We start from the raw sequence: 24,810 nt of genomic DNA on the forward strand, positions 1-24,810 counted from the left end.
CGTGGGAGTTCACGCAGCACTTGCACACACCTCCCCAAGTGCTTCATTTAGAAGGACTTTTATCTTTCCAATTTCTCAGAATAAGCGTCTAAGTGCTTGATTTCATTGAGAAATCTTTCGGTTTTCCTTGACCTGTGTGCAGCTCGCCATTAAAGTGGTGGAAAGTGGAATTTCGTGGGGCATTGTGGCGAATGTCGTGTTTCAAGGGGCAAGTGCCTTGGCGTTGGACGCCAAGGGGCGCTTGAGCGTCCCCACGCGACATCGCGAGGTCCTGCAGGCCCTGTGCGGCGGGCAGCTGACGCTCACCAAGCACCCCGAGGGCTGCCTGATGGTGTTCCCCCGTCCGGCCTGGGAACAGTTCCGTGACCGTGTCGCCGCGCTGCCGATGTCGGCCGCCGGCTGGAAGCGTGTCTTCCTGGGCAATGCCCAGGACGTGGAGATCGACTCGGCCGCCCGCGTGCTGGTGGCACCCGAGCTGCGCGCCGCGGCCGGGCTGCAGAAGGACGTGATGCTGCTGGGCATGGGCAGCCATTTCGAGCTCTGGGATGCGGCCGCCTATGCGGCCCACGAGGCCCAGGTGATGCAGTCCGAGCTGCCGGACGCCCTCAAGGATTTCAGCTTCTGATGAGCGCGCCGCAGTCCCCCGTCCCCTTCACGCACACCACGGTGCTGCTGCACGAGACCGTGGATGGCGTGCTGACGCGTCCCGATGGCGTCTATGTGGATGGCACCTTCGGGCGCGGCGGCCATTCCCGGCTGCTGCTGTCGCGGCTGTCACCACACGGCAGGCTGATCGCGATCGATCGCGATCCCGAGGCCATCGCGGCCGCCACACAAGGGCAGACGCGGGTCGAGGACCCGCGTTTCTCTATCTGCCATGCACCTTTCGCCGACCTGGCGGCCCAACTGGCCGCGCTGGAGGTGACCCGGATCGACGGCCTGATGCTGGATCTGGGTGTCTCCAGCCCCCAGATCGACAACCCGGAGCGCGGGTTCAGCTTCCGTTTCGACGGGCCGCTGGACATGCGCATGGATACGACCCGCGGCGAAAGCGCCGCGGACTTCCTGGCTCACGCCGACGTGAGCCAGATCGCCACGGTGATACGCGACTATGGGGAAGAACGGTTTGCTCTGCCGATTGCAAAGGCGCTTGTTGCTCGCCGGGAAAGCGGGCGTCCTGTACGAAGCACCGCCGAGCTTTCCCAAGTCGTGGCTGGTGCGGTCAAAACCCGCGAACCGGGCCAGGATCCTGCAACGCGCACATTTCAGGCTCTACGGATATTCGTCAACGCCGAGCTTGAAGAGCTGCAGCAGGGGCTGAAGGCAGCGCTGGCGCTGCTCGCGCCCGGCGGTCGGCTGGCGGTGATCAGCTTCCATTCGCTGGAAGACCGCATCGTGAAGAATTTCATCGCGGCCCACAGCCGGGAAGAGGTGGATCGTCGCGCGCCCTTCGCCGCGCCCAAGCCGCTGCCGCTGCGCGCCGTCGCGCGCATCAAGCCCAGCGAGGCCGAGGTGAAGGCCAATCCGCGCGCGCGCTCCGCCATCCTGCGCGTGGCCGAGCGCACCGACGCGCCCTATGTGGCGGAGGTGGCGCCGTCCGGCAAGCTGGCGCGCGGCGCCAGGAGGCCGGCGCGATGAGCCGCCTGAACCTGCTGTTGCTGATCGCCGTGCTGGGCTCGGGGCTGTATCTCGTCAAGACCTCGTATGACGCGCGGCGCCTGTTCACCGAACTGGACCGCGCGCAGACCGAGGCGCGCCGGCTGGAGGCCGACCACCAGCGCCTGCTGGCCGAGCGCCATGCCCAGGCCACCAATCTGCGCGTGGAGCAGGTGGCGCGCGAGCGGCTGAAGATGCGCGCGATCACGCCCGAGATCACGCAGACCCTGGACAGCGCGGCCTCCGCACCGGGGACCGCGCCATGAAGCTGGGTCGAGGCAAGGAAGGCGGCCAACCGCGCGCCGCGCGCAATGTGGCGCGCAGCGTGCGCTATTCCACCAGCCCGCTGCTGGCGTCCAAGACGCCGCCCTGGCGTTCGCGCTTTCTGGTCGCGCTGGTGGGCCTGAGCTTCGCCGGCCTGCTGGGCCGCGCCGCCTACGTGCAGCTGATCGGCGAGGACTTTTTCCAGCGCCAGGGCGAGGCCCGCTATGCCCACAAGCTGGAGCTGCCGGCCAGCCGCGGCCGCATCAACGACCGCAACGGCCAGGTGCTGGCCGCCAGCGTGGCGGTGCCGTCGATCTGGGCCTTCCCCAAGGAGGTCGACACCGACCCCGACAAGCGCCGCGAGCTGGCGAAGGCGCTGGGGCTGCCGGTGGCCGAACTGGAGCGCCGGTTGGATCCGTCCAACCGCTTCGTCTTTCTGCGCCGCCAGGCCGACGACCAGACCGCGGCCAAGATCAAGGCGCTCAACCTCAAGGGCGTGTTCCAGGACCGCGAATACAAGCGCCAGTACCCCGAGGGCGAGGCCGCGGCCCACATCGTCGGTTTCACCAACATCGAGGAGCAGGGCCAGGAAGGCATCGAGCTCGCGTTCCAGAAAGACCTGCAGGGCCGCGACGGCTCGCGCGCGGTGGTGCGCGACCGCCTGGGCCGCGTCGTCGAGGACATGGGTGAGCGCGTGCCGCCGCTCAACGGCCGCGACATCCAGCTGTCGATCGACGCCAAGGTGCAGTTCTTCGCCTACCAGCGCATCCGCGACGCGGTCGCCGAACACCGCGCCCGCGCCGGCTCGGTGGTGGTGCTGGACGTGCAGAGCGGCGAGCTGCTGGCGCTGGCCAACTTCCCCAGCTACGACCCGGCGAACCGCCAGAACCTCTCCGGCGAGCAGCTGCGCAACCGCGCGCTGACCGACGTCTTCGAGCCCGGCTCGACGATGAAGCCCTTCATCACCGGGCAGGCGTTGGAGACCGGGCGGGTCCGGCCCGACACCGTGCTGAACACCTCGCCGCGCAGTGTCGTCATCAGCGGCTGGTCGCCCACCGACGCTCACCCGCATGGCGACCTCACCGTGACGCAGGTGATCCAGAAGTCCAGCAACATCGGCACCGTGCGCATGGCCATGCAGATGCAGCCGCGCGAGATGCATGAGCTGTTCACCGCGATCGGCCTGGGGCAGCGGCCGCAGATCCACTTCCCCGGCGCCGTCACCGGCAAGCTGCGGCCCTGGAAGAGCTGGCGCCCCATCGAGCAGGCGACCATGAGCTACGGCTATGGCCTGTCTGCCTCGCTGCTGCAGCTGGCGCGCGCCTACACCGTGTTCGCGCGCGATGGCGAGATCATTCCCGTGTCCCTGATGAAGGTGCAGGAGCCGCTGCCGGTGCACGGCGTGCGCGTGTTTTCGCCCAACACCGCGCGTCAGGTGCGCGAGATGCTGCAGATGGCCGCCGCGCCCGGCGGCACCGCGCCCATGGCCATGGTCAGCGGCTACAGCGTCGGCGGCAAGTCCGGCACCGCCCACAAGCAAGAGGGCAAGGGCTACGCGGGCAACAAATACCGGTCCTGGTTCGTGGGCATCGCGCCCATCTCCAACCCGCGCATCGTGGTCGCGGTGATGGTGGACGAGCCCAAGAACGGCGTGTATTTCGGCGGCGCGGTCGCCGGTCCGGTGTTCAGCCAGGTCGTGGCGCAGAGCTTGCGCCTGCTGGGCGTGCAGCCGGACCTGGAGGTCAAACCGCTGATCGTGGCCAACCAGAAGGTTCAGGCCGTGGACGAAAGCTTCTGATGCAGGGCAACCCATGCTGACCCGCCTCAAATCCCCCGACGCCGCGGCGCGCTGGCTCCTTGAATGGACGCCCAGCGGCCGCCTGTGCACCGACAGCCGCAGCATCGGGCCCGGCGATGCCTTCATCGCCTGGCCCGGCTATGCCAAGGACGCCCGCCAGTTCGTCGCCGCCGCGCTGGCCGGCGGCGCGGCCACCTGCCTGGTCGAGGACCAGGGCGTGGACGCCTATGGCTTCGTCGACGCGCGCGTGGCCGCGCTGACCGATCTGAAGGCGGCCTGCGGCCGCATCGCCGCGGCCTTCTACGGCCAGCCGTCCGAGCGGCTGGACGTGGTGGCCGTCACCGGCACCAATGGCAAGACCTCCAGCACCTGGTGGGTGGCGCAGTCGCTGAGCCTGCTCGGCGCGCGCTGCGGCATTGTCGGCACGCTGGGCGTGGGCCAGCCGCCGCTGCCTGGCCAGGGTGAATCGGCGCCCATCGAATCCACCGGGCTGACCACGCCCGATCCGGTGCGCCTGCAGGAGGCCTTCCGCCACATGGCCGACCAGGGCTATGCCGCCTGCGCCATCGAGGCCTCGTCCATCGGCGTGGAGGAGCACCGCCTGGCCGGCACGCGCGTCAAGGTCGCGCTGTTCACCAACTTCACGCAGGACCACCTGGACTACCACGGCAGCATGGAGGCCTACTGGGCGGCCAAGCGCAAGCTCTTCACCTGGCCGGGGCTGCAGGCGGCGGTGATCAACGTCGACGACGCCAAGGGCGCCGAGCTGGCGGCCGAGCTGGGCCATGACACGGCGCTGGACCTGTGGACCTATGGCCTGGGCCGCGACGACGTGCGCCTGGCCGCGCTGGACTTGCGCCACGAGGCGCAGGGCCTGGCCTTCACGCTGAAGGAGGGCGAGCAGCGCCTGCCGCTGCAGACCGGGCTGATCGGCGAATACAACGTCGCCAACCTGCTGGGCGTGATCGCCGCGCTGCGCGCGCTGGGCCATGCGCTGGCGGATGCCGCGCGCGTGGCCGCGCAGGTGACGCCGGTGCCCGGGCGCATGCAGCGCGTGGGCAATGGCCGCGAGCTGCCCCAGCTGGTGGTGGACTATGCCCACACGCCGGACGCGCTGGAGAAGGCCCTGCAGGCCCTGCGCCCGCTGGCCAGCGCGCGTGGCGGCCGTCTGCATGCCATCTTTGGCTGCGGCGGCAACCGCGACCCCGGCAAGCGGCCACAGATGGGCGCGATCGCCGCGCGGCTGGCCGACGCGATCACGCTGACCAGCGACAACCCGCGCCACGAGGACCCGGCACGCATCCTCGCCGACATCGCCGCCGGCCTGCCCACCGGCCGCGCGCACACGCTGCAGGCCGACCGCGAGCAGGCCATCCTGGCCGCCACGGCCGCCGCCGATGCGCGCGACGTGCTGCTGATCGCCGGCAAGGGCCACGAGGACTACCAGGAGATCGCCGGCGAGCGCCGGCCCTTCTCGGATGTCGAAGTCGCGCGCCGCGCGCTGATCGCGAGGGCCGGCCTGTGAACCGCCTGATGACCCTGGGCGAAGCCCACGCGCTGCTGCAGCCGCTGCTGCCGCAGGCCTTGCTGGTGGGCGATGCCGCGACGCCGCTGCTGCGCGTGCACAGCGACACGCGCACGCTGCGCGCCGGCGACCTCTTCGTGGCGCTGCGCGGCGAACGTTTCGACGCGAACGACTTTCTGGCGCAGGCGCGCGCCGCCGGCGCGGCCGCCGCGCTGGCCGAGCGCGGGCTGGCGGCCGCGGGCCTGCCCGGCATCGAGGTGCCCGACGCCCGGGCCGCGCTGGGGCTGCTGGCCGGCGCCTGGCGCGAGCGCCTGCACCTGCCGGTGATCGCGGTGACCGGCAGCAACGGCAAGACCACCGTCACCCAGATGGTGGCGGCCATCCTGCGCGCGTGGCTGGGCGAGGCCGGCATGCTGGCCACCGAGGGCAACTTCAACAACGACATCGGCGTGCCGCTGACCCTGCTACGGCTGCGCCAGGACGATGCCTGCTGGCACCGCGCCGCGGTGATCGAGCTGGGCATGAACCACCCCGGCGAAATCGCGCCGCTGGCGGCCATGGCGCGGCCCAGCGTGGCCCTGGTCAACAACGCGCAGCGCGAGCACCAGGAGCATCTGGGCAGCGTGGAGGCCGCGGCGCGCGAGAACGGCGCGGTGATCGAGGCCCTGGGCCCGGCCGGCGTGGCCGTGTTTCCCGCCGAGGACGCCTGCGCGCCGATCTGGCATGCACAGGCCGGCAGCCGTGCCTGCCTGAGCTTTGCGCTGCAAGGCCAGGCCGACGTGATGGGGCGTGCCCACTGGGTCTCGCCGCCGGAGGACGCCGGCGCGGGCGCCGGCCTCGCCGGGCATTGGGCGCTGGAGCTGATGACGCCCGCCGGCCAGGTGCCGGTGGCGCTGGCCATGGCCGGCCAGCACAACGTGCGCAACGCGCTGGCCGCGGCGGCCTGCACGCTGGCGGCCGGCGCGCCGCTGGCGGCGATACGCGCCGGGCTGGAGAGCTTCCGCGCGGTCAAGGGGCGCTCGCAGCTGCAGGCCCTGGTGCTCGGCGGCAAGCAGCTCACGCTGATCGACGACAGCTACAACGCCAACCCCGACAGCGTGCGCGCCGCCATCGACGTGCTGGCCCAGCTGCCCGGCGACAGCTGGCTGGTGTTGGGCGACATGGGCGAGGTCGGCGACCAGGGCCCCGAGTTCCACCGCGAGGTGGGCGCCTATGCCGCCGACCAGGGCCTGGCCGCGCTGTGGACCGCCGGCAGCGCCGCGCGCGAGGCCGCGGCCGCCTATGGCCCGGGCGCGCGCGCCTTCGACACCGTGCCCGAACTGATCGCCGCGCTGGGCGCGGCGCCGCGGGTGCGCAACATCCTGGTCAAGGGATCGAGATTCATGAAGATGGAACACGTGGTGGCCGCCCTGCAGGCGGCGGGAGCGGCGCATGCTGCTTAGTCTGGCGCAGTGGCTGCAGATGATGTACCCCAACGAGCTGGGGTTTCTGCGCGTCTTCAACTACATCACCTTCCGTGCGGTGATGGCGGCGCTGACCGCGCTGCTGATCGGCCTGGCCTTCGGCCCCTGGGTGATTCGCCGGCTGACCGAGATGAAGATCGGCCAGCCCATCCGCCAGTACGGCGTCCAGCAACATCTGGCCAAGAGCGGCACGCCCACGATGGGCGGCGTGCTGATCCTGATCGGCATCGGCGTGTCCACGCTGCTGTGGTTCGACTGGAGCAACCGCTTCGTCTGGGTGGTGATGCTGGTCACCATGGGCTTCGGCGCGATCGGCTGGGTCGATGACTGGCGCAAGGTCGTGCGCAAGGATCCCGAGGGCATGCGCAGCCGCGAGAAGTTCTTCTGGCAGTCGCTGATCGGCCTGCTCGCCGCGATCTACCTGGCCTTCTCGGTGTCGGAGACCAGTTTCCTGGGCGTGGTGGAGCTGTTCTTCCGCTGGGTGCGCAGCGGCTTCTCCACCGACCTGCCGCCCAAGGCGGACCTGATGGTGCCCTTCTTCAAGACGGTCAGCTATCCGCTGGGCGTGTTCGGCTTCATCGCGCTGTCCTACTTCGTCATCGTCGGGTCGAGCAATGCGGTCAACTTCACCGACGGGCTGGACGGCCTGGCCATCATGCCGGTGGTGATGGTGGGCTCGGCGCTGGGCGTGTTCGCCTACGTCACCGGCTCCTCGGTCTATTCCAAGTACCTGCTCTTCCCCTACATCCCCGGCAGCGGCGAGCTGCTGATCTTCTGCGCCGCGATGGCGGGGGCAGGTCTTGCCTTCCTGTGGTTCAACACCCATCCGGCCCAGGTCTTCATGGGCGACGTCGGCGCGCTGGCGCTGGGCGGCGGGCTGGGCACGCTGGCGGTGATCACGCGCCAGGAGATCGTGCTGGGCATCATGGGCGGCGTCTTCGTCGCCGAGGTGCTGTCGGTGATGCTGCAGGTCAGCTGGTTCAAGTACACGAAGAAGAAGTTCGGCGAGGGCCGGCGCATCTTCAAGATGGCGCCGCTGCACCACCACTTCGAGAAATCGGGCTGGAAGGAGACCCAGGTGGTCGTGCGCTTCTGGATCATCACCATGCTGCTGTGCCTGATCGGCCTGGCCAGCCTGAAGCTGCGCTGAGGACGCGAACCATGGACTTTCCCGCGCTGTTCCAGACCGCCGACGGACGCCCGCTGCGCGCCCTGGTGCTGGGCCTGGGCGACTCCGGGCTGGCGATGGCCCGCTGGGTCGCCCGCCACGGTGCCGCGCTGAGCGTCTGGGACAGCCGCGAGACCCCGCCGCAGCGGGCCACGCTGCGCGAGGAGCTGCCGGACGCGGTCTTTTTGCACGGCGAGCTGCCCGAGCAGGCACTGGACGGCGTGGACCTGCTACTGAAGAGCCCGGGCTTGTCGCCGCTCGACGAACGGCTGCAGCCGCTGCTGCGCCGCGCCGCCGCGCAGGGCCTGCGCGTGCAGGGCGAGCTGGACCTGTTCGCGCAGGCGCTGGCGGAGCTGCGCCGCCTCTACAACTACCAGCCCGGCGTGCTGGCCATCACCGGCACCAACGGCAAGACCACCACGACCTGCATGACCGCACTGCTGGTGGAGCGCGCCGGACGCCGCGTCGCGATGGCTGGCAACATCGGGCCCACGCTGCTGGACACGCTGAGCGCCGCGCTGGCCCGGGAACCGCAGCCGCAGCCGCCCGAGCAGATTCAGGCTCAGGCTCAGGCGGACGGCGAGATGCCGCCCGAGACCGTGGCACAGGCGTCGGAGAGCCCCGAGGCCGAACCGGCGGTGCCGGCGCCCGAGGCGGCCGACGCGACGGAGGTGGCCGCGCCGCCCGCCGACGCCGCGCCCGAGCACTCGGTGCTGGACGAGGTCGCCGAGCTGCTGGACGAACAGCCGCTGCCGATCAAGCCGCCGCCGCCCCGGCCGCCGGAGTTCGAGGCGCTGCCTCAGGTCTGGGTGCTGGAGCTGTCCAGCTTCCAGCTCGATGGTGTGCAGGGCTTCGAGCCCAGCGCCGCCGCGGTGCTGAACATCACCCAGGACCATCTGGACTGGCATGGCGACATGCCGGCGTATGCGCGCGCCAAGGGCCGCATCTTCGGCGAGCAGGCGGTGATGGTGATCAACCGCGACGATGCCGAGGTGGAGGCCCTGGTGCCCGCGCCCATCCAGGTCAAGCAGGGGCGCGGCCGTCCCAGCAAGACGCTGGAGCGCCGCGTCGTGCGCTTCGGGCTGGATCTGCCGCGCCGCCCCGGCGATTTCGGCCTGCTGGTCGAAAACGGCATGGCCTGGCTGGTGCGCGCGCGCGAGCTGGAGGAAGGCCTCAAGCGCAAGAAGGGCGAAGAGGACGAGCCCCTGATCCTGCAGCGCCTGATGCCGGCCGACGCGCTGCGCGTGCGCGGCCGCCACAACGCGGCCAACGCGCTGGCCGCGCTGGCGCTGGCCACCAGCGTCGGCTGCCCGCTGGCGCCCATGCTGCACGGGCTGCGCGAATACCGCGGCGAGCCGCACCGCGTGGAGTTCGTCCACAGCGTGCGCGGCGTGGACTTCTACGACGATTCCAAGGGCACCAACGTGGGCGCCACCGTGGCCGCCATCCTGGGCCTGGGCGCGGACCGCGCGCCGGCCCGGCTGCTGCTCATCCTGGGCGGCGACGGCAAGGGTCAGGACTTCTCGCCGCTGGCCACGCCGGTGGCCTTGCATGCGCGCGCGGTGGCCCTGGTGGGCCGCGATGCGGCGCAGATCGAGGCCGCGCTGAAGGGCGCCGGCGTGCCGCTGCACCATGAGGCGACGCTGGAAGGCGCGACCCGCTGGTGCCTGGCCCAGGCCGAGCCCGGCGACAGCGTGCTGCTGAGCCCGGCCTGCGCCAGCCTGGACATGTTCCGCAACTACGCGCACCGCGCCGAGGTCTTCGTCGCGACGGTGCGCGAGCTGGCGATCGAGGAAGGACAGCTGGAATGAGCGACGCGAGCGCCAGCACCAAGCTCGGCTGGGCCCAGCGCCTGACCGGCGTCTTGCGCCGCGGCGAGAGCGCCGACGCGGTGCCCGTGCGGGACTGGGTTTCCACCTCCGCCGGCCAGCCCACGCGCATCCTCGGTTTCGACCTGACCCTGGTCTGGGTGGTGCTGGCGCTGCTGGCGCTGGGGCTGCTGATGGTCTATTCGGCCTCCATCGCGCTGCCGGACAACCCCAAGTTCGCGCGCTACCTGCCCACGCACTTCCTCGTGCGCCATGTGTTCGCGATCGCGATGGCGCTGCTGGCCGCGCTGGTGACGGTGCAGATCCCGGTGTCGGTCTGGGAGCGCAACGCGCCCTGGCTGTTCGTCGTCGCGCTGGTGCTGCTGGTCATCGTGCTGATCCCCCATGTGGGCAAGGGCGTGAACGGCGCGCGCCGCTGGCTGCCGCTGGGCGTGATGAACTTCCAGCCCTCCGAGCTGGCCAAGTTCGCGATCGCGATGTATGCGGCCAACTACATGATGCGCAAGATGGACGTGAAGGAGAACTTCTTCCGCGCCGTCTGGCCCATGGCCGTGTCGCTGGCCTTCGTGGGCGTGCTGCTGCTGGCCGAGCCCGACATGGGCGCCTTCATGGTGATCGCCGCGATCGCGATGGGCATCCTGTTTCTGGGCGGCGTCAACGGGCGCATGTTCTTCCTGATCGTCGCGGTGCTGATCGGCGCCTTTGTGCTGATGATCACCTTCAGCGAATTCCGTCGCGAGCGCATCTTCGCCTACCTCAACCCCTGGGACGAGAAGTACGCGCAGGGCAAGGCTTACCAGCTGACGCATTCGCTGATCGCCTTCGGCCGCGGCGAGCTGTTCGGCCAGGGCCTGGGTGGCAGCGTCGAAAAGCTGCACTACCTGCCCGAGGCGCACACCGACTTCCTGCTCGCGGTGATCGGCGAGGAGCTGGGGTTCGTCGGCGTCGCGGTGGTGATCTTCGCGTTCTTCTGGCTCTCGCGCCGGCTGTTCCACATCGGCCGCCAGGCCATCGCGCTGGACCGCGTGTTCGCCGGCCTGTATGCGCAGGGCGTGGGCATCTGGATGGGCGGCCAGGCCTTCATCAACATGGGCGTGAACCTGGGCGCGCTGCCCACCAAGGGCCTGACCCTGCCGCTGCTGAGCTTCGGCGGCTCGGCCATTCTGATGAACTGCATCGCGCTGGCCGTGGTGCTGCGCATCGACATCGAGAACCGGCAGCTGATGCGCGGAGGGAGGCAGACATGACCCGGCATTTGGTGGTCATGGCGGCCGGCACCGGCGGCCACATCATCCCCGGCCTCGCCGTCGCGGCCGAGATGCAGCGCCGCGGCTGGACCGTGTCCTGGCTGGGCACCGAGGCGGGCATGGAGAACAAGCTGGTGCCGCCGTCAGGCCTGCCGCTGGACCGACTGGCCTTCGCCGGCCTGCGGGGCAAGGGCCTGAGGCATGCGCTGCTGGGCGTCGGCCGGCTGGTCAAGGCACTGGCGCAGAGCGCCACCGTGTTCAGCGCGCGCAAGGCCGACGCCGTGCTGGGCATGGGCGGCTATGTCTGCCTGCCGGGCGGCTTCATGGCCTGGCTGTCGCGCAAGCCGCTGTTGCTGGTCAACGCGGACGCCGGCCTGCTGCTGTCCAACAAGGCGCTGGCGCCGTTTGCGCGCCGCCTGGCCTTTGGCTTTGACGGCGAGGCCGCGGCGCAGCAGAAGAAGGCCGTGGTCACCGGCAATCCGGTGCGCGCCGAGATCGAAGCGCTGCCCGCGCCCGAGCTGCGCTTCGCCGGCCGCAGCGGCCCGCTGCGCGTGCTGGTGGTCGGCGGCTCGCTGGGCGCCAAGGCGATCAACGAGGTGCTGCCGCGCGCGCTGGCGCTGTGCCCGGCCGATGCTCGTCCGCAACTGACGCACCAGACCGGCGAGGCCCACCTGGCGGCCGTGCGCGAAGCCTATGCGCGCGCCGGCGTCGCGCTGGTGGAGCAGGGCGGCACGGTGGACGTGCGGCCCTTCATCACCGACATGGCGCAGCAGCTGGCCGAGGCCGACGTGGTGATCTGCCGCGCCGGCGCGGTGACGGTCAGCGAACTGTGCGCCGCCGGCGTGGCCAGCGTGCTGGTGCCGCTGGTGGTCAGCACCACCTCGCACCAGCGCGACAACGCGCAATACATGGCGCAGCACCAGGCGGCGCTGCACCTGCCGCAGGGCGAGCTGAGTGCCGAGCGCCTGCACGCGCTGCTGCAGATCCCGCGCGAGCAGTGGCTGGCGATGGCCGGCCGCGCGCGCGCGCTGGCGCGCCCGCAGGCCGCCGCGCGCGTGGCCGATGAGATCGAGGCGATGCTGGAGGCGCGCGCATGAAGCACGCGATCCGCCACGTCCACTTCACCGGCATCGGCGGTGCCGGCATGAGCGGCATTGCCGAGCTGCTGCTGGCCCAGGGCTACCGCGTCAGCGGTTCCGACCAGGCCGAGGGCGACACCACGCGGCGCCTGCGCGCGCTGGGCGTGACGCTGCACATCGGCCATGCCGCCGCGAACCTGGGCGAGGGCGACCAGGCGCCACAGGTGCTGGTCAAATCCAGCGCCATCCGTGCCGACAACCCCGAGCTGATGGCCGCGCACGAGCGCGGCATCCCGGTGCTGCTGCGCGCGCAGATGCTGGCCGAGCTGATGCGTCCGCGCATGGGCGTGGCGGTGGCCGGCACGCATGGCAAGACCACGACCACCTCGCTGCTGACCACGGTGCTGATCGAGGCCGGCCTGCGTCCGGGCTATGCGATCGGCGGCCAGTTGCTCGCCAGCGGCGCGAACGCGGCGCTGGGCGAAGGCGCGCTGATGGTGGTGGAGGCGGACGAGTCCGACGCTTCCTTCCTGCACCTGCTGCCGCAGCTGGCGATCGTGACCAACATCGACGCCGACCACATGGACACCTACGGCCACGACATGGCCAGGCTGCGCCAGGCCTTCGTGGACTTCCTGCACCGCATGCCCTTCTGGGGCGCGGCGGTGCTGTGCGGCGACGACCCCGGCGTGCGCAGCATCCTGCCCATGTTGTCGCGGCCGCAGATCCTCTACGGCCTGGGCGAGCACAACGCGGTGCGCGCGGTCGACGTGGTGGCGGACGCCGGCGGGCGCATGCGCTTCAGCGCGCTGCGCCGCGACCGTTGCGGGCAAGACCTGGCCCCGCTGCCGGTGGAACTGGGGCTGGCCGGACGGCACAACGTGCTCAACGCGCTGGCGGTGATCGCGATGGCGATGGAGCTGGGCGTGGACGACGCCGCGTTGCAGCGCGCGCTGGCCGGCTTTTCCGGCGTGGGCCGGCGCTTCCAGTCCCATGGCGACCATGCGCTGGCCGGTGGCTCCGTGCGCGTGATCGACGACTACGGCCATCACCCGGTCGAGATGCAGGCGGTGCTGGAGGCGGCGCGTGGCGCCTTCCCGGGGCGGCGCCTGGTGCTGGCCTTCCAGCCGCATCGCTACACCCGCACGCGCGACTGCTTCGACGAATTCGCGCGCGTGCTGGCGCAGGCGGACGCGGTGCTGCTGACCGAGATCTATGCCGCCAGCGAGACGCCGTTGCCGGGCGTCAGCGGCGCGCGCCTGGCCGAGGCCGTGCGCGCGCGCGGCACCCCGGCCGCCTATGTGGCCGACTGGCACCAGCTGCCGCAGGCGCTGCTGGACCAGGGCCGGGCCGAGGACGTCTGGATCGTGATGGGCGCGGGTTCGATCGCCGCCGTCCCCGCCCAGGTGGTGGAACAACTGAAGAAACTGGACAGGAAGGGAGGGACCGCATGAAGCTGGACCTCAACATCGATCCCAAGGCCATGGGCCGGGTCGCCGTGCTGATGGGCGGCACCTCGGCGGAGCGCGAGGTGTCGGCCACGATGTCGGGCCCGGGCGTGCTGGCCGCGCTGCAATCCCAGGGCGTGGACGCGCAGGCGTTCGACCCGGCGAGCACCGATCTGATCGAGCTGAAGCAGCGCGCCATCCAGCGCGTCTTCATCGCGCTGCATGGCCGAGGCGGCGAGGACGGCACGGTGCAGGGCGCGCTGGAGCTGATGGGCATTCCGTACACCGGCTCCGGCGTGATGGCCTCGGCGATCGCGATGGACAAGATCATGACCAAGCGGCTGTGGCTGTCCGACGGCCTGCCCACGCCGCGCTGGGTGAGCCTGAAGCGCGAGCAGCTCCAGCGCGAGGTGGTGCGCTGCGTGCCCGACGATCTCGGGCTGCCGTTGTTCGTGAAGCCGCCGCACGAAGGCTCGTCCATCGGCGCGACCAAGGTCATGGGCTACTCCGACATGCAGGAGGCCGTGGAGCTGGCCGCGCGTTACGACGCCGAGGTGCTGTGCGAGGAGTTCATCGACGGCACCGAGCTGACCTGCCCGCTGCTGGGCGATGGCGATGACGCCCTCGCGCTGCCCGTCATCGAGATCCGCGCGCAGGCCGGCAACTACGACTACCAGAACAAGTACTTCACCAACACGACCCAGTACCTGGTGGGCCAGTTGCCGCCCGCGCAGCAGGCCGAGGTGCAGCAGCTCGCGCTGGCCGCTTACCGCAGCCTGGGCTGCCGGGGCTGGGGACGCGCCGACCTGATGCGCCGCAACAGCGATGGCAAGTTCTTCCTGCTGGAGATGAACACCTCGCCGGGCATGACCTCGCATTCCCTGGTGCCCAAGGCCGCGCAGGCCGCGGGCATCAGTTACGAACGGCTGTGCCTGTGGCTGCTGGCCCAGGCGCGGCTGGACGGACAGCGCTGACGCCGAACGACCATGCGCAACGCGCCCTACGCCCCGCAAACCCCGCTGCCGCCGGACATCCGCGTGATGAACGGCGTCGCCGCGGTGTTGCTGCTGGGCGTGGTGCTGGCGGGCTGCGCGCTGACGCTGCAATGGCTGGCGCGCCAGCCGGTCTTCGCGATCCGCTCCATCCTGGTCGAGGGCGACGTCAGCCGCAACAGCGCCGCCTCCTTGCGGGCCAATGCGCTGCCGCGCTTGTCGGGCAGCTTTCTGAGCATGAACCTGCAGACGGCGCGCGAGGCCTTCGAAGCCGTGCCCTGGGTGCGCCGCGCCACGGTGCAGCGCGTCTGGCCGCGCCAGCTGCGCGTGCAGCTGGAGGAGCACCGGCCGGCGGCGCTGTGGGAAACCAAGGCCGAGGGCGCTGACGCCGACAGCGACGCGGTGGCGGAGTCGCTGCTGGTCAACAGCTTCGGCGAGGTGTTCCAGGCCAACCTGGGTGACGTGGAGGACGAGGACTTGCCGGTGCTGTCCGGCCCGCAGGGCAGCGCGCCGCGCATGCTGAGCATGTGGCGCCAGCTGGAAGCCCTGGCGCGGCAGAAGCTGGGCGAGTCGGTCGACCGGCTGGACCTGTCCGGCCGCGGCTCCTGGCGCCTGAGTTTGGAAAAGGGCGGGGTGGTGGAGCTGGGGCGTGGCGACGAAGCCGAGGTGCTGGCGCGTTTCGGCCGCTTCGCCGGCACCGTGGCCCAGGTCGCGGCGCGCTACCAGTCGCGGCCGGTGTCGGCCGACCTGCGCCACGAGCAGGGCTATGCATTACGCCTCGCGGGGGTTTCCACGCAGGCGCCCAAGACGAAAACGAAACCGGGAAGCCGGTAACTGAGGACGGACATGGCCAAGGAATACAAGGATTTGGTCGTTGGTTTGGACATCGGCACCGCCAAGATCATGGCGGTGGTGGCCGAGGTGATGGGCAATGGGGAGTTGCGCATCGCCGGTTTGGGGGTTGCGCCCAGCCACGGCCTGAAGCGCGGCGTGGTCGTCAATATCGACGCCACCGTGCAGTCCATCCAGCAGGCCTTGAAGGAAGCGGAGATGATGGCCGACTGCCGCATCTCCAGGGTTTATACGGGGATCACCGGCAGTCATATCCGCGGCCAGAACTCGACCGGCATGGTGATCGTGCGCGACAAGGAGGTCACGCCGGTGGATGTGGCGCGCGTGGTGGAAACCGCCAAGGCCATCAATATCCCGAATGACCAGCGCCTGCTGCTGGTGGAGCCGCAGGAATTCGTGATCGACGGTCACGAGGTCAAGGAACCGATCGGAATGAGCGGCGGCCGGCTGGAGGTCAAGGTCCATATCGTGACCGGCGCCCAAAGCGCCGCCGAAAACATCGTCAAATGCGTGCGCCGCTGCGGCCTGGAGGTGGAGCAACTGGTGCTCAATCCCAGCGCCTCGAGTTTGGCGGCGCTGACCTCGGACGAGCGCGACCTGGGCGTGGCGCTGGTCGACATTGGCGCCGGCACCACGGACGTGGCCATCTTCACCGGCGGTTCCATCCGCCATACCGCGGTCATTCCGATCGCTGGCGACCTGATCACCAGCGATATTGCGATGGCGCTGCGCACGCCGACCAAGGATGCCGAGGAAATCAAGGTCGAACATGGCGTTGCGAAACAACTGCGCGCCGACCCGTCCGACCAGGTGGATGTTCCGGGTTTGGGCGACCGGGCGATGCGGCAATTGTCCAAACAGGCGCTTGCCGGCGTCATTGAACCGCGCGTCGAAGAGATTTTCTCGCTGGTCCACCAGGTGATCCGGGAATCGGGCTACGAGGAATTGCTGTCCTCGGGCATTGTCCTGACCGGCGGTTCGGCGGTCATGCCGGGCATGGTGGAACTGGCCGAGGACATATTCCTGAAACCCGTCCGGCGCGGCAATCCGACCTATAGCGGCGCGCTGTTCGACATGGTCGCCAATCCCCGCTCGGCGACCGTGATGGGGCTGTTGGAGGAGGCGCGTCTTTCGCGTACGCGGGGTTTCAAGGCGGCGCAGCAGGCGGGGTCGGTCAAGACCTTGTTCGGTCGTGCCAAGGATTGGTTCCTGGGGAATTTCTGACCACTGGTTTCAAGGTGTAAGTCAGGGCTAAGAAAACGGCGCGGAAACGTGCCGTGGGCTCAAAAAAAAGGGCCAACCCTGTGGTTTTTTGCGGATGGCAACTGCACAATATCGTTAGGAGGTTTGATATGGCGATCGAGATGATCGAAGAGTTTGACCAAGGCACCCAGATCAAGGTGATCGGCGTGGGCGGTGGCGGCGGCAATGCCGTCGAGCACATGATCTCGCAAGGGGTGCAGGGCGTGGAGTTCGTGGTGGCGAACACCGATGCCCAGGCGCTGAATCGATCCAAGGCCGACCAGCTCCTCCAGTTGGGGCACAGCGGTCTGGGCGCTGGCGCCAAGCCCGAGGTGGGCCGTTCGGCGGCCGAAGAGGCCGAGGCCCGCATTCGCGAGTCCATCCAGGGCGCGCACATGCTGTTCATCACCGCCGGCATGGGCGGCGGCACCGGCACCGGCGCGGCGCCCGTGATCGCGCGCGTGGCCAAGGAGATGGGCATCCTCACCGTGGGCGTGGTCACCAAGCCCTTCGAGTTCGAGGGTTCGCGCCGCTCCAAGGCGGCGGATGCCGGCCTGGCCGAGCTGGAGGCGAATGTCGACTCGTTGATCGTTGTGCTCAACGACAAGCTGCTGGAAGTGCTGGGTGACGACGTCACGCAGGACCAGGCCTTCGCGCACGCCAACGACGTGCTGAAGAACGCCGTGGGCGGCATTTCCGACATCATCCACATGCCGGGCCTGGTCAACGTCGACTTCGAAGACGTCAAGACCGTGATGAGCGAGCCGGGCAAGGCGATGATGGGCACGGCCGTGGCCTCGGGCCCCGACCGCGCGACCAAGGCCGCCGAGCTGGCCGTGGCCTGCCCGCTGCTGGAAGGCATCGATCTGTCCGGCGCGCGTGGCGTGCTGGTGTTGATCGCCGCGAGCCGGAACAACTTCAAGCTGGCCGAGAGCCGCAACGCGATGACCGCGATCAAGCGCTACGCGGCGGACGATGCCCACATCATCTACGGCACGGCCTACGACGAAAGCCTGGGCGACGCATTGCGCGTCACCGTGATCGCCACCGGCTTGAGCTCGCAGCGCGCGCGCCAGCAGGCGCCGCTGCAGGTGGTGCAGCAGCCCCAGCTGCGCACCGGCACCGACAACATGCCGGTGCTGACGCAGTCGGTCGTGATGTCCGGCGCGGCCACCACGGCTGGCGCGGCGTCCGGCCAGGACTTCGGCGGCATGAGCGTGCCCAGCGTCTGGCGCCATGGCCGCACCGCCGCGGCCAAGGTCGAAGCACTGTCCTCCAATGGCATGGATGAGATCGAGATCCCGGCCTTCTTGCGCAAGCAAGCCGATTGATCCGGCGCGCGTTCATCCCTCCTGGAAGGCCATGCGTTGCATGGCCTTTTTTCTTTTCCGCCCACTCGTTGCGGCCCGGCTGCTCTACACCATCTGCCGCCGGGCCCTTGAACCTGTTTCGGGTATTTTGTTGCTCGCCCACGGCGGCGCGCTAGTGATCCAATGGGAGTTTGGGCAGACTGAGCCCTTGTGCGCAATGCGCAAGATCCTGGGATGCGCGTCCCAGCAGAAGTTAGAAGAACCCATGCAGCGGTGGATTGCGCGTCTAGTGGGGCTGTGGGTGCTGTGCACCGCGCTGGCCGCCCACGGCCAGCCCCAGGCGACCTTGAACGCGGCCGTCCCAGCCGGGACGGCCGCCTCGGCGTTGCCGCTCACCGGTGTCTCCTTCGCTCGCATTGACGCACCCCGCGCAAGCGCGCCGCCGGACGTGGTCCCGCCCGTGCCGACGGATGGCGCGGCCAGGCGTTTCCGACTCGGGGCTCCTCTTAGGCTTGCGCCGCCTGCGCCGGTCGCGCAGCTGCTCGGGCTGGGGTCGCTGCTGGCCGGGCTGATGGCGCTTGCGGCGCTGCGCCGCGTGCGGCCGGACGCATCCTTGGGATGGCTGGGTCTGGCCGGGGTGTGCTGGGGTGTTTTTCTGCTGCTGCCGCCCCAGGGCGCGGCGGCCGACGCGCGCTGGGACGGCACGCTGGCGGCGCTGCAGGCCGGACTGGGATGCAGCTGGCTGCTGGCCGCCGCACTGGCCTGTGCGCCGCCGCGCCCGCGGCGGCTGATGCTGGGTCTGGCCGTGGGGGGCGTGGTGCTGGGGTTGACGGGGGGCGCCTGGGCCCTGGCCTGGCTGCCCTGGCTGGACGCCGGCGTGTTGCTGGCGCTGTCCGCGGTGCTGCTGGTGCAGGCGGCCAAGGCCGGCCTTGCGCGTACCGCGACGGTGGCCGCGGTGCTGGTGCCGCCGACGCTGCTGGCGCTGTTGGATGTTTCCGGCCAGGGCCCGCCCTGGCCCACGCTGTTGCGCTGGGCGCCACTGGCCTTGTTGCTGTTGCTGCCGTGGTGGCTGGGGCGCCGGCATGCGCAGGCCTTGCAGCGTGTCGAGGCCGGCGAGCAGGAGATGGCGCGCCGCCTGATCCAGCAGCGCGAGGCGCTGACCGAGCAGCTGCAGCACGAGGCCGCGCAGGAGCGCCGCCAGGCGCTGCTGCAGGAACGCCAGCGCCTGATGCAGGACATGCACGACGGGCTGGGCTCCTCGCTGTTGTCGGCCATGGTGGCGGTGGAGCAGGGCACCATGGGGCGCGAGCAGGTGGTGGACGTGCTGCGCGAATGCGTGGACGACCTGCGCCTGGTGATCGATTCGCTGGAGCCCGTGGGCCACGATCTGGTGGCGCTGCTCGCGACCATGCGCTACCGCCTGGGCAAGCGCATGCAGCTGGGCGGGGTCAAGCTGGACTGGGACGTACAGGACCTGCCGCCGCTGCCCTGGCTGGAACCGCCCGACGCGCTGCAGGTGCTGCGGCTGATGCAGGAGGCGATCACCAATGCGCTGAAGCACTCGCATGCGAGCCGCATCCGCCTCGTCACGCGCGACATGCAGACCCGCGTCGAGATCCGCGTCGAGGACAACGGCGAGGGCTTCGACGTGGAGCGCATCCAGCACGGCCGGGGCCTGCGCGGGCTGCAGCGGCGCGCGCGCAAGCTGGGCGGCTCGCTGCGCGTGGACAGCAGCGTGGGGCATGGCACGGTGGTGACCTTGCGCCTGCCGATTGATCGCCGGGATAGCGAGAAGCCATGGGCAGCGGAGGGGCCGATAGGGGACAATCCCTAGAGACCCATTCCCGCAGCGTTTCCCTGGCCCATGCTCAAACAACGAACCCTCAAATCCCTGACCCACGCCGTCGGCGTGGGCATACACAGCGGGCAGAAGGTCGAGCTGACCCTGCGTCCGGCGGCCCCGGACACCGGCATCGTGTTCCGGCGCGTCGACCTGGCCCAGCCGGTGGACATCCCGGTGCGGCCGCTGAACGTCTGCGACACGCGCATGGCGACGACCATCAGCCCCGGGGGCGACCCCGGCCAGCCCAAGGTGCAGACCATCGAACACCTGCTGTCCGCCTGCGCCGGCCTGGGGCTGGACAACCTGCTGGTGGACATCAACGCCGACGAGGTGCCGGTGCTGGACGGCTCGGCGGCGAGCTTCGTGTTCCTGCTGCAGTCGGCCGGCATCGAGCTGCAGAACGCACCCAAGCGCTTTCTGCGCGTGAAGAAGCCGGTCGAGGTGCGCCGCGGCGAAGGCAAGAGCCTGATGTGGGCCCGGCTGGAGCCGCTGCACGGCTACACGCTGAGCTTCCAGATCGAGTTCGACAACCCCGCGGTCGCGGCGACCGGCCAGCACTATGTCTTCGACATGGGCAGCGGCCAATACAAGCGCGAAATCGCGCGCGCGCGCACCTTCGGCATGACCAAGGACATCGAGCTGATGCGTTCGCGCGGGCTGACGCTGGGCGGCAGCATGGACAACGCCATCGTCGTCGACGACTACCGCGTGCTCAATGCCGAGGGCCTGCGCTACGACGACGAGTTCGTGAAGCACAAGATCCTGGACGCGATCGGCGACATGCAGGTGGCCGGCCATCCCATGCTGGCGGCCTACACCTCCTTCAAGGGCGGGCACGCGCTGAACAACCTGCTGCTGCGCGAACTGCTGGCCGACTCGCAGGCCTACGAACTCGTCACCTTCGAAGACGAACGCGACGCCCCGCAGGGCTTCGCGGAGCTGGCGCCGGCGTGGTGAGCGCCGCGCACCAGGACCTGCTGCCATGATGATCTTCCGCCTGCTTATCGGCCTGCTGGTCGCCGCCACCGTGCTGTGCTTCGCACTGAACCTGGCCACCGGCCAGCCGGTCTGGCGCCTGCGCGCCTTCCTGATCATGAAGTGGACCGTGATCGCCGGGCTGGGCTTCTTCGCGGTGCTGATTCTGGAACGGCTGGCGCTATTGCTCTAGCGCCTGGAGCTGCACCAGGCGCTGGTAGATCCCGTTTTCGCGCGCCATCAGCTCGTCGTGCGTGCCCTGCTCGGCCAGCCGGCCGTGGCTGAGCACGAGGATGGGGTCGGCCTCGCGCAGCGTGGACAGGCGGTGCGCCACCGCGATCACCGTCACGCGGCCGCGCAGGCCCAGCAGGGCTTCGCCGACGCGGGCCTCGGTGGCGCTGTCGATGTTGGCGCTGGCCTCGTCCAGCAGCAGCACGCGCGGATCGCCGGCCAGCGCGCGCGCCAGCGCGATCAGCTGCTTCTGCCCGGTGGAGACGGCCAGCCCGCCATCGCCCAGCCGGCTGTCGTAGCCCCGCGGCAGCGCGGCCAGGAAATCGTGCACCCGCGCGGCACGCGCGGCCTCGAACAGGCGCTCGTCGGGGATGTCGCGGCCCATGCGCAGGTTCTCGCGCACCGTGCCCGAGACCAGGTAGGGCTCCTGCGGCACCAGCGCCACGGCCTCGCGCAGCCGCGCCTCGGGGATGTGGGCCAGCGGCTGGCCATCCAGCAGCAGCTCGCCCCGCTGCGGCGCATAGAAGCGCAGCAGCAGCGCCAGCAGGCTGGACTTGCCCGAGCCCGTGTGCCCGGCGATGCCGACGAAGCTGCCCGGCGCGATCTCCAGGCTGATGTCCTGCAGCACCGGCTGGCCGGGTTGGTAGCCGAAGCTCAGGCCGCGCAGGTTGATCGCGCCGCGAGGCACCCGCGCCTCGGGCCGGGTGGCGTCGGCTTCGGCAGGTTCGCGCAGCAGCGCGTGCACGCGCGAGGCCGCCACCAGCGCCTGCTGCAGCTGGCTGAACTGCATGGTGATCTGGATCAGCGGCTCGACGACGCGCGCGATATAGCTCAGGAAGGCGTAGAGCAGCCCCACCTCCAGCACCGCGCCGGGCGTGGCCTCGCCGCGCAGCCCAAAGCCGTAAATCAGCGCGACGATCAGCAGCACGTTGAGCAGGTCCAGCGCCGGCCGCAACAGCCAGGCGTTGGCCTTGAGCTCCTGCTTGCGCGCATCCAGCTGGGCCGCGTTGGTGCCGGCGAAGCGCTGCGAGAAGCGCCGCGCCGCGCCCGCGCTCTGCAGCATGGCCATGCCGGCGATGCTCTCCGCCATCTGCGCGTTGAGCTCGGCGCGCAGCGCGCGCGTGCGCTGCACGGCGGCCGCGCTGGCGCGCTGGTAAAGCCAGATGATGGCCACGCTGGCCGGCACCAGCGCGACGACGATCAGCATCAGCCGCCAGTCCAGCCAGGCCATCGCGACGAGCGCGCCCAGCACCACGATGCCGGAGTCCAGCATCACGAACAGCACCTGCCGGTACAGGTTGTTGACCGCGTCGGTGTCGTTGGTGACCCGGCTCAGCAGCTGGCCGCTGATGGAACGGTCGAAGAAGGCGATGGGCTGGGCCAGCACATGGTCCCAGACCTGGGTGCGCAGCCGCAGCACCGAACGCTGCGCCACGCCGGCCATGCGGCGCAGCTGGGCATAGCGCAGCAGGCTGGCGATCCAGCCGCTGGTCAGCATGGCCGCCAGCAGCAGCGCGATCTGTGGCCCATCGAAGCGGCGCGGCAGCAGCTGCGCGTCGATCAGGTGCTTGCCCAGCACCGGGCCCAGCGCCTCCAGCAGCGCGGCCAGCACCAGCCACAGCAGGCCTTGGGTCAGGCGGCGCGATTCGGGCCGGGCCGCCCGCACCAGCAGCGCCAGGGCCTCGCGCATCGGCGCGCCGGCCGGCGCATTGTTTGCCGGCTCACTCTGCGTCAAGGCTGGCCTCCAGTTGTTGATAGCGCCACTGGCTGGCGTACCAGCCGTCCTGCGCGAGCAGCGCCTCGTGCGTGCCGCGCTCGACGATGCGGCCGCCGCGCAGCACGATGATCTCGTCCGCCTCGCGGACCGCGGAGAGGCGATGGCTCACCACCACCAGGCTGCGCTCCGGGTGGCGTTCGCGCAGTTCGCGCCAGTGGGCGAGGATCTGGGTTTCGGTGCCGCTGTCCACCGCCGAGAGGGCGTCGTCCAGCAGCAGGACCGGGGCCTCGGCGAGCAGCGCGCGGGCGATGGCGACGCGCTGGCGCTGGCCGCCGGACAGCGTGACGCCGCGCTCGCCGACCAGGGTGTCGTAGCCCTGCGGCAGGCGCAGGATGTCTTCGTGCACCGCCGCCAGCTCGGCGGCCGCGGCGATCTGCGCGCGGCTGGCGTCCGGGCTGGCCAGCGCGATGTTCTCCGCCACCGAGGCCGAGAACAGGAAGGGCTCCTGCGGCACCCAGGCCAGCGTGCGGCGCAGCGCGTCCAGCGCGAGCCGCGGCGCCGGGATGCCGCCCAGCAAGACCTGACCCCGGTCGGGCTCGTACTGGCGCAGCAGCAATCGCAGCAGCGTGGACTTGCCGGCGCCGGTGGGGCCGACGATGCCCAGCGTGCGCCCCGGCGCCAGATGCAGCTCGATGCCCGCCAGCGCCGCCACCTCGGTGCCGGGGTAGCGGAAGTCCAGCCCCTGCCAGTGCAGGGACGGACCCGGGGGCACGGCCTCGCGCCCCTGGTCGACCAGTCCGTCCGGCGCGTCCAGCACCGGCTGCAGCCGCGCCCAGGCGGCGCGGCCGCGCTCCAGCAGCGACAGCACCCAACCGGCCGCGAACATCGGCCAGATCAGCTGGCCCAGGTACATGGTGAAGGAGGTCAGCATGCCGATGCTGATCTCGTCGCGCTGCACCAGCCAGGCGCCCATGCCCAGCGCGATCACCGTGGCCGCGCCCAGGCTCAGGCCGACCGCCGGCTCGTACATGGCCTCCCAGCGCTGCGTCTGGTAGGCGCTCTCGCCGGCGGCGCCGGCCAACTCGGCGAACTGGCGCCGGCTCTGCGGTGCCAGGCCCATCGCGCGCAGCGTGCGCATGCCCGCCAGCTGGTCCTGCACCTGCTGGTTGAGCGCCGAGAAGCGCGCCAGCGAATCGGCCCAGGCGCTGTGCACGCGCTGCGAGATGCGCCAGAACGCCAGCGCCATGAAGGGGAAGGGCAGCAGCGCGGCCAGGCCCAGCCGCCAGTCCACGCCCAGCGTCATCATCGCCAGCACCAGCGCCAGGGTCAGGCTGCCGTCGAAGGCGGCCAGCAGCGCTTCGCCGGCGGCCTGCTCGATGGTGTCGATGTCGTTGGTGGCCAGCGCCATCAGGTCGCCAGTGCGCTGGCGATGGAAGAAGGCCGGCCCCTGGCGCGTCATCTGGTCGTAGAGGCGCTGGCGCAACGCCAGGCCCAGCCGGTAGGCGCTGCCGAACAGCGCCAGCCGCCAGCCCACGCGCAGCAGGTAGATGGCCAGGCCGGCGCCCGCCAGCAGTGCCAGTTGGCGCAGCAGCGCCGCGGCGCCCAGCCGCCCGGCGGCCAGCCCGTCCACCACCTGGCCCACCTGGCGTGGAATCCAGACCGTCAGCACGGCGATCGACACCAGCATCAGCGCGCTGGCGGCATAGGGGCGCCAGTGCTGCTGCACGTGGCGGGCGATCAGGGCGCTGAGGGTCATGGGCGGCGGCGGACAGGGGGCCGGCGCATTGTGCCAAGCCCGACCCGGGGATGCCGGGGCGCATGGGTGGGCCGCGGCTGCTCCGGGACGCCAAGCCTGGGCTTCATGACGACATCAAGAAAATCCGGGCAGCGCGCCCGGGCATCGCCGCGCGAGGGCCGGGCGCCGGGGGCGGCGTGGTCGGGCCGGTGCACGCCGCGCGGCCGCTTCGCGGATCGCAGGCCTCGATGTCGGCCGCATGACGGGCCCAGGTCGGCGGCTGCAAATTACGGGTTTCCACCAGGTTCGCCGCTCCGGCCGAGGCCCGATCGCCCGCGGCCCGTGCGCTGGGCGCCCGCGAGAGGCAAGACCTGACCCTCTTGCGCCGACCACCCCCGCATTCAGGCGTCTGGCGCGCCCAGGGGGGCGCTGGCTA

20 protein-coding genes are annotated in these 24,810 nt (G+C 70.5%); 18 read left to right on the top strand and 2 right to left on the bottom strand.

Going from position 1 to position 24,810, the window contains the following annotated elements:
• The first annotated feature begins 196 nt into the window (after positions 1-196).
• The 18 genes from mraZ to LZ017_RS00505 all read left to right on the top strand — a co-directional run bounded on the left by mraZ (position 197) and on the right by LZ017_RS00505 (position 20,884).
• Positions 197-625, top strand: a complete 429-nt coding sequence (mraZ, locus tag LZ017_RS00420) for a division/cell wall cluster transcriptional repressor MraZ (protein ID WP_241298072.1) — start codon at positions 197-199, stop codon at positions 623-625.
• Positions 625-1,638, top strand: coding sequence for a 16S rRNA (cytosine(1402)-N(4))-methyltransferase RsmH (rsmH, locus tag LZ017_RS00425; protein WP_241298073.1), 1,014 nt, complete (start codon positions 625-627; stop codon positions 1,636-1,638). Before mraZ ends, rsmH begins: the two co-directional genes overlap by 1 nt.
• Positions 1,635-1,922: a cell division protein FtsL gene (gene ftsL / locus LZ017_RS00430; RefSeq protein WP_241298074.1), complete on the top strand. Its 288-nt coding sequence runs from the start codon at positions 1,635-1,637 to the stop codon at positions 1,920-1,922. Before rsmH ends, ftsL begins: the two co-directional genes overlap by 4 nt.
• Positions 1,919-3,718, top strand: coding sequence for a penicillin-binding protein 2 (locus LZ017_RS00435; protein WP_241298075.1), 1,800 nt, complete (start codon positions 1,919-1,921; stop codon positions 3,716-3,718). Before ftsL ends, LZ017_RS00435 begins: the two co-directional genes overlap by 4 nt.
• A 13-nt stretch (positions 3,719-3,731) precedes the next feature.
• Complete coding sequence (locus tag LZ017_RS00440; protein WP_241298076.1) at positions 3,732-5,243, top strand: UDP-N-acetylmuramoyl-L-alanyl-D-glutamate--2,6-diaminopimelate ligase; 1,512 nt, start codon at positions 3,732-3,734, stop codon at positions 5,241-5,243.
• An 8-nt stretch (positions 5,244-5,251) separates the two neighbouring features.
• Positions 5,252-6,685: a UDP-N-acetylmuramoyl-tripeptide--D-alanyl-D-alanine ligase gene (murF, locus tag LZ017_RS00445; RefSeq protein WP_241298677.1), complete on the top strand. Its 1,434-nt coding sequence runs from the start codon at positions 5,252-5,254 to the stop codon at positions 6,683-6,685.
• Positions 6,675-7,856: a phospho-N-acetylmuramoyl-pentapeptide-transferase gene (mraY, locus tag LZ017_RS00450; protein WP_241298077.1), complete on the top strand. Its 1,182-nt coding sequence runs from the start codon at positions 6,675-6,677 to the stop codon at positions 7,854-7,856. Before murF ends, mraY begins: the two co-directional genes overlap by 11 nt.
• An 11-nt stretch (positions 7,857-7,867) precedes the next feature.
• Entirely contained in the window at positions 7,868-9,685 is a 1,818-nt protein-coding gene (gene murD / locus LZ017_RS00455; RefSeq protein ID WP_241298078.1) for a UDP-N-acetylmuramoyl-L-alanine--D-glutamate ligase, read from the top strand.
• Complete coding sequence (gene ftsW, locus LZ017_RS00460; protein ID WP_241298079.1) at positions 9,682-10,950, top strand: putative lipid II flippase FtsW; 1,269 nt, start codon at positions 9,682-9,684, stop codon at positions 10,948-10,950. The genes murD and ftsW overlap by 4 nt, the downstream gene beginning before the upstream one ends.
• Positions 10,947-12,047, top strand: a complete 1,101-nt coding sequence (gene murG / locus LZ017_RS00465) for an undecaprenyldiphospho-muramoylpentapeptide beta-N-acetylglucosaminyltransferase (RefSeq protein WP_241298080.1) — start codon at positions 10,947-10,949, stop codon at positions 12,045-12,047. The genes ftsW and murG overlap by 4 nt, the downstream gene beginning before the upstream one ends.
• The gene (murC, locus tag LZ017_RS00470) at positions 12,044-13,483 is read left to right on the top strand and encodes a UDP-N-acetylmuramate--L-alanine ligase (protein ID WP_241298081.1); all 1,440 of its coding nucleotides are present in this window, start codon (positions 12,044-12,046) and stop codon (positions 13,481-13,483) included. Before murG ends, murC begins: the two co-directional genes overlap by 4 nt.
• Positions 13,480-14,451 (top strand): D-alanine--D-alanine ligase, encoded by a 972-nt coding sequence (locus LZ017_RS00475; RefSeq protein WP_241298082.1) that lies wholly within the window; start codon positions 13,480-13,482, stop codon positions 14,449-14,451. Before murC ends, LZ017_RS00475 begins: the two co-directional genes overlap by 4 nt.
• Positions 14,452-14,463: 12 nt before the next feature.
• Entirely contained in the window at positions 14,464-15,303 is an 840-nt protein-coding gene (locus tag LZ017_RS00480; protein WP_241298083.1) for a cell division protein FtsQ/DivIB, read from the top strand.
• 12 nt (positions 15,304-15,315) lie between these two features.
• On the top strand, positions 15,316-16,545 hold the full coding sequence (gene ftsA, locus LZ017_RS00485) for a cell division protein FtsA (RefSeq protein ID WP_241298084.1): 1,230 nt from the start codon (positions 15,316-15,318) through the stop codon (positions 16,543-16,545).
• Between the two features lie 128 nt (positions 16,546-16,673).
• The gene (gene ftsZ / locus LZ017_RS00490) at positions 16,674-17,894 is read left to right on the top strand and encodes a cell division protein FtsZ (RefSeq protein WP_241298085.1); all 1,221 of its coding nucleotides are present in this window, start codon (positions 16,674-16,676) and stop codon (positions 17,892-17,894) included.
• A 244-nt stretch (positions 17,895-18,138) separates the two neighbouring features.
• Positions 18,139-19,707: a sensor histidine kinase gene (locus tag LZ017_RS00495; RefSeq protein WP_241298086.1), complete on the top strand. Its 1,569-nt coding sequence runs from the start codon at positions 18,139-18,141 to the stop codon at positions 19,705-19,707.
• Between the two features lie 30 nt (positions 19,708-19,737).
• Positions 19,738-20,673 carry a UDP-3-O-acyl-N-acetylglucosamine deacetylase gene (gene lpxC / locus LZ017_RS00500; protein ID WP_241298087.1) on the top strand — a complete coding sequence of 312 codons (936 nt, stop codon included), beginning with the start codon at positions 19,738-19,740 and terminating at the stop codon, positions 20,671-20,673.
• Positions 20,674-20,698: 25 nt separating this feature from the next.
• Positions 20,699-20,884 (top strand): hypothetical protein, encoded by a 186-nt coding sequence (locus LZ017_RS00505; protein WP_241298088.1) that lies wholly within the window; start codon positions 20,699-20,701, stop codon positions 20,882-20,884.
• On the opposite strand, the gene LZ017_RS00510 is transcribed toward LZ017_RS00505, so the two are convergent.
• Both LZ017_RS00510 and LZ017_RS00515 read right to left on the bottom strand, forming a co-directional pair.
• Positions 20,873-22,657: an ABC transporter ATP-binding protein gene (locus LZ017_RS00510; RefSeq protein WP_308194052.1), complete on the bottom strand. Its 1,785-nt coding sequence runs from the start codon at positions 22,655-22,657 to the stop codon at positions 20,873-20,875. The genes LZ017_RS00505 and LZ017_RS00510 overlap by 12 nt on opposite strands.
• Complete coding sequence (locus LZ017_RS00515; protein ID WP_241298089.1) at positions 22,644-24,395, bottom strand: ATP-binding cassette domain-containing protein; 1,752 nt, start codon at positions 24,393-24,395, stop codon at positions 22,644-22,646. The genes LZ017_RS00510 and LZ017_RS00515 overlap by 14 nt, the downstream gene beginning before the upstream one ends.
• Positions 24,396-24,810 lie beyond the last annotated feature (415 nt).

It is taken from the genome of Pelomonas sp. CA6 (assembly GCF_022549225.1).
Taxonomy (GTDB): domain Bacteria; phylum Pseudomonadota; class Gammaproteobacteria; order Burkholderiales; family Burkholderiaceae_C; genus Roseateles.

What these genes read in the sequence shown, in the direction of transcription:
- rsmH (WP_241298073.1), top strand. Translation starts at nt 625, where the DNA reads ATGAGCGCGCCGCAGTCCCCCGTCCCCTTCACGCACACCACGGTGCTG.
- ftsL (WP_241298074.1), top strand. Translation starts at nt 1,635, where the DNA reads ATGAGCCGCCTGAACCTGCTGTTGCTGATCGCCGTGCTGGGCTCGGGG.
- LZ017_RS00435 (WP_241298075.1), top strand. Translation starts at nt 1,919, where the DNA reads ATGAAGCTGGGTCGAGGCAAGGAAGGCGGCCAACCGCGCGCCGCGCGC.
- LZ017_RS00440 (WP_241298076.1), top strand. Translation starts at nt 3,732, where the DNA reads ATGCTGACCCGCCTCAAATCCCCCGACGCCGCGGCGCGCTGGCTCCTT.
- murF (WP_241298677.1), top strand. Translation starts at nt 5,252, where the DNA reads ATGACCCTGGGCGAAGCCCACGCGCTGCTGCAGCCGCTGCTGCCGCAG.
- mraY (WP_241298077.1), top strand. Translation starts at nt 6,675, where the DNA reads ATGCTGCTTAGTCTGGCGCAGTGGCTGCAGATGATGTACCCCAACGAG.
- murD (WP_241298078.1), top strand. Translation starts at nt 7,868, where the DNA reads ATGGACTTTCCCGCGCTGTTCCAGACCGCCGACGGACGCCCGCTGCGC.
- ftsW (WP_241298079.1), top strand. Translation starts at nt 9,682, where the DNA reads ATGAGCGACGCGAGCGCCAGCACCAAGCTCGGCTGGGCCCAGCGCCTG.
- murG (WP_241298080.1), top strand. Translation starts at nt 10,947, where the DNA reads ATGACCCGGCATTTGGTGGTCATGGCGGCCGGCACCGGCGGCCACATC.
- murC (WP_241298081.1), top strand. Translation starts at nt 12,044, where the DNA reads ATGAAGCACGCGATCCGCCACGTCCACTTCACCGGCATCGGCGGTGCC.
- LZ017_RS00475 (WP_241298082.1), top strand. Translation starts at nt 13,480, where the DNA reads ATGAAGCTGGACCTCAACATCGATCCCAAGGCCATGGGCCGGGTCGCC.
- LZ017_RS00480 (WP_241298083.1), top strand. Translation starts at nt 14,464, where the DNA reads ATGCGCAACGCGCCCTACGCCCCGCAAACCCCGCTGCCGCCGGACATC.
- ftsA (WP_241298084.1), top strand. Translation starts at nt 15,316, where the DNA reads ATGGCCAAGGAATACAAGGATTTGGTCGTTGGTTTGGACATCGGCACC.
- ftsZ (WP_241298085.1), top strand. Translation starts at nt 16,674, where the DNA reads ATGGCGATCGAGATGATCGAAGAGTTTGACCAAGGCACCCAGATCAAG.
- LZ017_RS00495 (WP_241298086.1), top strand. Translation starts at nt 18,139, where the DNA reads ATGCAGCGGTGGATTGCGCGTCTAGTGGGGCTGTGGGTGCTGTGCACC.
- lpxC (WP_241298087.1), top strand. Translation starts at nt 19,738, where the DNA reads ATGCTCAAACAACGAACCCTCAAATCCCTGACCCACGCCGTCGGCGTG.
- LZ017_RS00505 (WP_241298088.1), top strand. Translation starts at nt 20,699, where the DNA reads ATGATGATCTTCCGCCTGCTTATCGGCCTGCTGGTCGCCGCCACCGTG.
- LZ017_RS00515 (WP_241298089.1), bottom strand. Translation starts at nt 24,395, where the DNA reads ATGACCCTCAGCGCCCTGATCGCCCGCCACGTGCAGCAGCACTGGCGC.